This window comes from Streptomyces sp. E2N166, assembly GCF_003671715.1.
In the GTDB taxonomy this organism is placed as follows: Bacteria; Actinomycetota; Actinomycetes; order Streptomycetales; family Streptomycetaceae; genus Streptomyces; species Streptomyces thinghirensis.
On sequence record NZ_RAIF01000032.1, the window covers coordinates 679,925 to 688,743 of the forward strand.

Here is an 8,819-nt window from a genome sequence, read left to right on the forward strand (position 1 = left end):
GCAGTACGGCGCCGACGGCCTCGGCGGGCAGGTAGCCGTCGCCGTCGCGGAAGCTGCGCGCGCCCGGATGGGTGCCGAGCAGCTGCATCTCGCCGAGGGCCAGGTACTTGTCGGGATGGGTGGTCAGGTTGACTCCGCCCGCGACGGCCAGCTCGCACTCGCCGCGCAGCAGGTCGGTGCAGGCCAGGTGCACGGCCATGGCGGACGAGGTGCACATGCTGTCCACGGCCAGGCTCGGTCCTTCGAGGCCGAAGAAGTGCGAGACGCGGTTGGCGATGAGGTTGTAGGAGGCGGACGAGGTGAGCGCCGCGAGTACCGGTTCGCAGGCGTCCGCCCGGTACATCTGGTAGGCGGCGCCGACGTACACGCCGACGCTGCGGCCGTAGCGCCGTTCGATGACCTCCTGGGTGACGCCGCCCTGTTCGAGCAGGTGCCACACGGTCTCCAGGAACAGCCGCTGCTGCGGATCCATCGCCGCGGCCTGGCGGGGCGAGATGCCGAAGTGCAGCGGGTCGAAGCGGTCGACGGCGTCGAGGAACCCGCCCCACTGGGCCGGACCGCCGGTGTCCCAGCGGTCGGCGGGGACCTCGGTGACGCAGTCCCGGCCCTCGCGCAGCACCGACCAGAACTCCTCCAGGTCGTCGGCGTGCGGGTAGCGCCCCCCGACGCCGATGACGGCGATGTCCTGGCCGCGGTGTGTCTGCCCGTGCCGGACCGGTGCCGGTGAAGAGGTCGTGGTCGACGAGGGCTCGCCGACGAGGGGGCGTAGCGTCCGCGGGTGATCAGCGGCGAGGTGGCGGGCGAGACCGCGCACCGTTTGCACCTTGGAGGTCTCGCTGAACGTGGTCGACTCGGTCATCGGTGTCCGTCCCAGAAGGAGCGTTAGGCCGGCGGTCGGGCCCGGTGGGGCACAGCCGGTGGTAAATAGCCGGAGTTGCGCGACGGGGATTCACAAATGGCAGCGCACGGGGTGGCGGTTCGGCCAGGAACCGCAGTGTGGCCGTAAGGCGGCGTGTTCGGTTCAGAACGACGGCGGTCGAAAGAAGTCCGTCGCGGATCGAGTGGATCAATCAGCGTTCGGTGCTACGGCGGAATGGGCCGCCGGCGGAGCGGGTGCCGTGAATCGCGGAATCACGCGAAAGTCCCCGTCGTTCCGGTGTCAGTGACCGGGCCGCACGACGAACGCCCCTGTCGACCGGATCAGCGCGCTGCGGTCAACCCTTTTCGTGGGGCGGCTTTTCCGGCGCCGTAAGGGCCGATTGCACGGTCCGCGACGGTGTCTTCCACGATGCGACGCGCAGCAGGTCGCGGCCGGCTTCAGAAGTCAAAAGTTGAATGATGGATGATGAGTGGAGGACGCGAACAGGAGCGGCTTTTCACCACTCGCACTCACACTCACACAACCCCCGCTTTCCCTCGATCAGCATGGTTGGATTCACCCCCCGAGAGTTTCGCAACCTTGATCGAATGGGAAGGGAGCCTAGGTCATCCACCACAAGCCGTCAACCATGATCCGTCACCGGGAACACAACACCCGCCGACTCGTCGCCGACGGACCGGCAGGGGTCACCCAGCTCCGCGCCGGCCCGTCAACACGCCCGCGCTTGCGCCGGAGTGACGGGACGTTGGGTGGTGGGGCCGGGCTGGAGGAGCGAGCTAAGCGATCTTCGGAAGGCGGTTGACGGTCGTGATCAGCCAACCTAAGCTTTCGATCCGAATGGGGGAGCGAGATGGGGAAGCCTCACGCCGTACGGGCTGGAGGGCGGCATCTCCGTGATTGTCATCCTCTGTTTACTGATTCTTGGCATTGACAATCCAAGGTGGCAATCCGGAGCGCGTCCTATCGGAAACGCCATCATGCGCAAACGCAATCGAAACCGGGGGGGAAGAGGCGTGCGCTCGCACATACTCGACCGTATCGAGCACGACCATGGGTGCTTGAGTGAAGATTTCGCGGAACTCGTCCGCGACCTCTGTATCGATCTCGATCCCGATCTCGACCAGAATCTCCGTACCCCATTGCACTTGTCACTGACCACCTGACAAGCGGCAGGGGGAACGGGGCTCGGGGGAGCAGTGATCGAGGAGATACTTCCTGTCGACGTGATGTCCGCGGAGGCATTCGACGACGACGCGGACATTCATCTTTTCGCCGAGGAACGCGCGGCCGTCGCCGACGCCGTACCACGGCGCCGACGGGAATTCTCGACGGTGCGACGGTGCGCTCGTACCGCACTCGGTGAACTGGGTATTCCTCCGGTTCCGTTGCCGCCCGGGCGCCACAGGGCCCCGCAATGGCCGGCCGGAGTGGTCGGCAGTATGACGCACTGCTCCGGATACCGTGCGGCCGCGGTGGCGCGGGCCAGCCGGCTGCACTCCGTGGGCATCGACGCCGAGGAAAGCGCCCCGCTTCCCGGAGACCTGCTCGACCTGGTCGCCCTGCCGGCCGAACGAGACCTCGTGGAACGGCTCGGCGCGCAGAGCGACGCGGTGCCGTGGGACCGGTTGCTGTTCAGTTGCAAGGAGGCGGTCTACAAGGTCTGGTTCCCCCTCGCCCAGCGGATGCTGGGGTTCGACGGGGCCCGGATCGACATCGATCCCGGCGGCTCATTCTCCGCGCGGTTCCTGGTGCCTCCACCCCAGGCCGCCGGGACGCCGGTACCCCGGCTCACGGGACGCTGGTTGCACCGTGACGGGCTCATTCTGACAGCCATCGCTCTCCCCCTGTCCGTAAGCGAATCCCCGGTTCGCGCCACGCACACTCGGGCACCCTCGCGCGCCCTTCTTGGGACGGAAAACCGATGACCACATCCCCCACGTTCACCGAGACCTTCACCGTCACCGCCGACAACCCGCTGCTGCGCGGGCACGTCGTGTACGGCCGCAGCCTGCTGCCCGGTGTCGGTTACGTGGACCTGGTGCTCCAGGTGCTCGCCCGGCACGGACACCCCATGCCCGAGGTGGAGTTGCGCAACCTCACCATCCTCGCGCCGCTGGTCGCGGGGCCCGGCGAGGCCGTCCGGACCACCGTCGAGGGGCGCCCCGTGGACGGTGGGGGATGGCGCGTCGAGGTGCGCAGCCGCCGCGCCCAGGACACCACCGACGTCCTGCACGCGGTCGTCACCGCGCACCACCGCGACCCCGTCACCTTCACGGAACGGCTCCCGCTGCCCGTCCAGGGGGCGAGCCGACGCACCACCATGGACGAGATCTACACCTGGTGCCGGGAGTACGACCTCCTCCACTCGGGCCTGATGAAGCTCGGGGGCGCGGTCCACCACCGTCCCGGTGACTGGATCGCCGAGGTGGAACTCGCCCCCGGGCACCAGTCCTCCACCGGAGCGTTCCTCTTCCACCCCGCCCTCTTCGAAGCCGGGCTCCTCGGCGGCGGTGTCGCCCTGGGCATGCTGCACGGGGACAACGACGGCCCCGGCCTCTACCTTCCGCTGATGTTCGACCGGTTCCGCGCGGCCGGACCGCTCGGCGGGCGCTGCTACGTCCGGGTGCCCGCCGACTCCGTCCGCCGTGACGACGAACTCATACGACTGGTCGTCGAGTTCTATGACGAGGCCGGTCGGAAGGTCGCCGAGGTGGGGCAGTTCGTCGCCAAGCGCATCAGGGCGGCCGGTGCGCTGGACGTCCGAGGTGACGCCCCCGCCCCGCAGACCGCGGCGGCTCCTGCGCCGACTCCGGCTCTGACTCCCGCTCCGGTGGTGGAATCCCTGTCTGTTTCCGCTGTGTTGCGGGAGTTGGTGGGTTCGCGGCTGGGTGTGCCGGTGGACGCGGTGGATGTGGGTCTGGGGTATTACGAGTTGGGGTTGGGGTCGGCTGATTTGCTGGCTCTGGTGGGGGAGTTGGAGGGTCGGCTGTCGGTGGAGTTGTCGCCGACGGTGATGTTCGAGTATCGGACGATCGCGGAGCTCGCGGCGTGGCTGGAGCCGCAGGTGCCCGCCGGTGCCGTCGCCGCGGCGCCGACCGCGGCGCCGGCTCCCGCCGCACAGGCCGTGCCCGACTCCCTCGCCGCCGTACGGGCCGCCCTCACCGAAGAGGTGGCGGCCCTTCTCGGGGTACGCCCCGCCGATGTGCACCCCGACGCCGAGCTCGGCGAGTTCGGGCTGGACCTGGGCGGGCGCGCGCGGCTCGCCGAGCGGGTGGCCGAGTTGTACGGGCCGGACCTGATTCCGGGGGACTTCGGCGAGCACCGCACGTTGCAGGCAATGGCATCCCATCTCGTCGGCGCCCACGGTGTCCACGGCGTCCAGGAGACGTCCGCGCAGGGCGACTCGCCGAGAACCCCAGTGCCGCCGAACCATCCGCTGCTCCAGCGGACCGTGCCCGGCGGCCCGGCGGACGAGGTGACCTACGAGACCCGCTTCGACGGTTCGGAACCGTACCTGCGCGATCACCAGGTCCGCGGTGGCCGGGTGCTGCCGGGTGTCGCGCAGCTGGAAATGGCGCGCGCGGCGGTCGCCCGGGCACTGGGCCGGGAGGACGCCGCCGCCGTCCGGCTGACCGACGTGGTGTGGCTCCGGGCCGCCGTGTACGGCCCCGACGGGCTGACGCTGCGGGTGCGCGTGCGCACCGGCGGGGCGGGCTGCACGTACGAGGTCTCCGCCGTCGGAGCCGACGGCGACACCACCCTGTGCGGCCAGGGCCGGGCGAGCCTGGCCGAGGACGCCGCCGGGCGCCGCACCCTGCCCATCGCCGAGCTGCGGGCCGCCTGCACCGAGGCGACGTACTCCGGCGAGCACGTCTACGGCCTCTACGAAGGCCTCGGCCTGGCGTACGGCCCCTCGCAGCGGTCCCTCACCGAACTGCGCACCGGCAGGGCCGCGGAGGGCGGCCGGCAGGTCCTCGCCGAGCTGCGCCTGCCGGAGGCGGCAGAACCGCTGCACGGCGGCCTGATGCACCCGAGCATCCTCGACGGTGCCCTCCAGGCCACCATCGGCCTGTGGCTGGGCGACGGCGGTTCCGCGGCGCTCGCCCTGCCGTTCGCGCTCACCCGCGCCGAAGCCGTCGCCGTCACCCCCGCGACCGCGTACGCGTGGATCCGTCACCGGCCCGGCAGCGGCACCGACCGGGCCTCCGCACAGCTGGACGTCACAGTCGTCGACGAACAGGGCCGCGTGTGCGCGGAGCTGACCGGACTCTCCAGCCGTCCGCTTCCCGCCGCCCAGACCGGCGAGACCGTTCAGATCGGCGAGACCGCTCAGACCGCCCAGACCGGCGAGACCGCTCAGACCGCCCAGGCTGCCGCCTCCGCCCATGCCGCCGCGCCCGCGGAGACCACCGAGTCCGCTGAATCACCGGTCGCGGCGGGGACCGCGGCCCCGGGAGATGTGGCGATCATCGGTGTGAGCGGTCGCTATCCGCAGGCGGCGGATCTTGACGAGTTCTGGGAGAACCTGCGTACGGGCCGGGACTGTATCCGCGAGGTTCCGGCCGACCGCTGGAACGCCGGGCGGTACGCCGGGGCGGGTGCCGGTGGCTGGGGCGGCTTCCTGGACGACATCGACCGGTTCGACCCGCTGTTCTTCCAGATCTCCCTGCTGGAGGCCGACTATCTCGACCCGCAGGAGCGGCTGTTCCTGCAATGCGCCCACCACACTCTGGAGGACGCCGGATACACCGCGGAGCGGCTTTCGCGTGGTGCGAAGGTCGGGGTGTTCGTCGGCGTGATGTACCAGGAGTACCAGCTCCTGGGTGCGCAGGCGCAGGAGCGCGGCGAGCCGGCGGCCCTGTGGGGCAGCGCTTCCACGGTCGCCAACCGGGTGTCGTACTTCTACGACTTCCACGGCCCGAGCCTGGCCGTGGACACCATGTGCTCGTCCTCCCTGACCGCCATTCACCTGGCCTGCGAGGCCATCCGCAGCGGTCAGTGCGAGACCGCGCTCGCGGGTGGCGTCAACCTCACTCCGCACCCCAACAAGTACCTGGTGCTCGGGCAGCGCAAGTTCCTCTCCAGTGACGGCCGGTGCCGCAGCTTCGGCGAGGGCGGTGACGGCTATGTGCCCGGTGAGGGTGTCGGCGCCGTGCTGCTCAAGCCGCTGGAGCGGGCCGTCGCAGACGGCGACCGGATCCTCGGGGTGATCAAGGGCACGGCGGTGAACCACGGCGGACGCACCTCCGGTTACTCCGTGCCCACCCCGGCGGCCCAGGGCGAGGTCATCGCCGACGCGCTCGACGCGGCGGGTGTCGACCCGCGTTCGCTGAGCTACCTCGAAGCACACGGCACCGGTACGTCCCTCGGCGACCCGATCGAGGTCAGCGGTCTGACACAGGCGTTCCGCCGCGCGGGCGGCGCACCCGGGCAGCTCGCCATCGGCTCCGTGAAGTCCAACATCGGGCACCTGGAGTCCGCCGCCGGCATCGCCGCCCTCACCAAGGTGCTGCTCCAGCTGCGCCACGGCGAACTCGTGCCGAGCCTGCACGCCGAGACCCTCAACCCGCACATCGACTTCGCCCGCACCCCCCTGCGCGTCCAGCGCACACTCGAGCCCTGGCACCGGCCCGTCGTGGACGGCGACGACGGCGAACGCCGCACGCTGCCGCGGGTCGCCGGAGTCTCCAGCTTCGGCGGCGGCGGTTCCAACGCCCACGTCGTCGTCGCCGAGTACCAGCCGCCGGCCCGCCCGGCCCGTACCCCCGCCGACGGCCGCCCCGCGCTGCTGGTGCTCTCCGCCAAGAGCGAGGCCCAGCTCGTCGAACAGGCCCGCCGCCTGCACGCCCGGCTCGGCGAAGCGACCGACGCCGACCTGTCCGCGATCGCCTGGACCCTGCAGACCGGACGCATGGCGCTGGAGGAACGCCTCGCCTTCGCCGTCTCCTCCCTCGCCCAGGCCCGTGAGCGGCTCGCCGCCTTCACCGCCGACCCCGCCGCGCAGGGCCCCTGGCACCGCGGCACCGTCCGCCCGGACCGGGCCGCCGACGCGGCGGCGGTGCGTGCCGCCCTGGACGCCTGGACGCGGCAGGGCTTCCCCGAAGACCTGCTCGCGGGGTGGGCCGACGGCGCCGACGTCGAATGGGAACACGCCTGGCCGGCCGGCAGCACCGTGCGCCGCACAAGCCTGCCCGGCTATCCCTTCGCCCGCGAACGCTGCTGGTTCGACGTCGACACCGAGGGAGCACCCCAGCGGCCCGCGAGCGGGGTCGCGTCGGCTCCCGTCGGCCCCGACAGCGTCGTCGGCCCCGACAGCGCCGACGTGGTGCTGCTGCGGCCCGAGTGGACCGACCGCGCCGCCGCGCCGGCCACGCCCGGCGAACCCTTCGCCGAACGGCACGTCGTGGTACTCGGCCGGTTCACCGACAACGACCGCGCCACCCTGCGCGCCGCCCTGCCCACCGGGGCCGAGTGCACCGTCCTCGACCTCGCCGACGGCCCACTGGACCGGCAGTACGCCGATGCCGTGCGGCAGGTGTTCACGCTGACCCGGCGGCTCCTCGAGCAGGGCGTGCGCCGGCCCACGCTGCTCCAGGTGGTACTCGTCGGCGACAGCGGCCGGCCGGCCTGTCTCAGCGGCCTGGCGGGGCTGCTGCGCACCGCCCACCTGGAGAACCCCAAGCTGCACACCCAGTACGTGGAGTGCCTGGACGGAGCCCCGCCCGCCACCGTCCTCGCCCGCCTCGCAACCGAGGCCACCGCCGACCCCGAACCCGAGGTACGCCATCGGGACGGCCGCCGCCAGGCCCGCCGCCTCACCGAGGTCGCCGCCTCCCGGCCCGCACCGGCACCCTGGCGGGAGGGCGGCGTCTACCTCGTCACCGGCGGCATCGGCGGACTCGGCCTGATCACCGCCCGGGACATCGCCGCCACCGTCGACCACGCCACCGTGGTCCTCACCGGACGCTCCCCACTGACCGGCGAGCGCCGCGCCGTGCTGGACACCCTGCGGGCCGCGGGCCTGACCGTCCAGTACGAGAGCGTCGACGTCACCGACCGGGCCGCCCTCGCCGCCCTGCTGACCCGCGTCGCGGACGAGTACGGCCCGCTGACCGGCGTGCTGCACGCCGCCGGCGTCATCGAGGACAACTTCATCGTCCGCAAGAGCCCCGGCGAACTCGACCGGGTCCTCGCCCCCAAGGTCGCCGGTCTCGTCCACCTGGACGAGCTGACCCGGGAACAGCCGCTCGACCTGTTCGTCTGCTTCTCCTCGATCGCCGGCGCCTTCGGCAACCCCGGTCAGAGCGACTACGCCGCCGCCAACGCCTTCATGGACGCCTACGCCGCCCACCGCGACCAACTCGTCGGCGCGGGCCTGCGCAACGGCCGCACCGTGTCCGTCAACTGGCCCCTGTGGGACGAAGGCGGCATGGGCGCCGAGGGCCCCGTCCGCGAGCAGCTGCGCGCCGCCGGGCTCGCCCCCCTCGACACCGAACGCGGCCTGGCCGCCCTGCACCAGGCCGTGGCCGGCGCCGCGGGCGGTGCCACGGAGGGCAGGCTGCTCGTGGTGGCGGGCGACCGCGAGGCGCTGCTGTCCCGGCTGACGGAGCCCGCCGGGGAGGCGGAGCGGTCCGCGGCACCGCGGTCCGCGGCGGCCCCGGCGCCGGAAGCTCCCGCGCCCGCCGCGGTCACCGGCGGCGGATCCGTGCGGTCCGTCGAGGACCGTGCCGTGGCCCATCTCAGACGCGTACTGGCCTCCGCCCTCAAGCTCGGGCCCGAGCGACTGGACCCCGACACACCGCTGGAGCGGTACGGCATGGACTCCGTACTCGCCGTGACCATGGTCCAGCCCCTGGAGGACGCCTTCGGGCCCCTGTCGCGCACACTGCTCTTCGAGGTGCGGACGGTGCGTGGGCTGGCGCGGTACCTCGCGGACGAG

At 71.9% G+C, this 8,819-nt stretch carries 3 protein-coding genes and 1 pseudogene; 3 read left to right on the forward strand and 1 reads right to left on the reverse strand.

Annotated elements, in window-relative coordinates; genetic code table 11:
- Positions 1-859: polyketide synthase (locus EBH09_RS30245; RefSeq protein ID WP_193776612.1), on the reverse strand; the 859-nt coding region annotated here is incomplete at its 3' end.
- A 1,247-nt stretch (positions 860-2,106) separates the two neighbouring features.
- On the opposite strand from EBH09_RS30245, the pseudogene EBH09_RS39385 reads away from it, so the two are divergent.
- The 3 genes and pseudogenes from EBH09_RS39385 to EBH09_RS30260 form a co-directional block, all read left to right on the forward strand.
- Positions 2,107-2,346 (forward strand): annotated as a pseudogene (locus tag EBH09_RS39385) (4'-phosphopantetheinyl transferase); the annotation flags it as partial.
- 33 nt (positions 2,347-2,379) lie between these two features.
- The gene (locus tag EBH09_RS39390; RefSeq protein ID WP_238697569.1) at positions 2,380-2,805 is read left to right on the forward strand and encodes a 4'-phosphopantetheinyl transferase superfamily protein; all 426 of its coding nucleotides are present in this window, start codon (positions 2,380-2,382) and stop codon (positions 2,803-2,805) included.
- Positions 2,802-8,819, forward strand: a 6,018-nt coding sequence (locus tag EBH09_RS30260) for an SDR family NAD(P)-dependent oxidoreductase (protein ID WP_238697480.1), incomplete at its 3' end; no start/stop codon positions are given. The genes EBH09_RS39390 and EBH09_RS30260, both read left to right, overlap by 4 nt.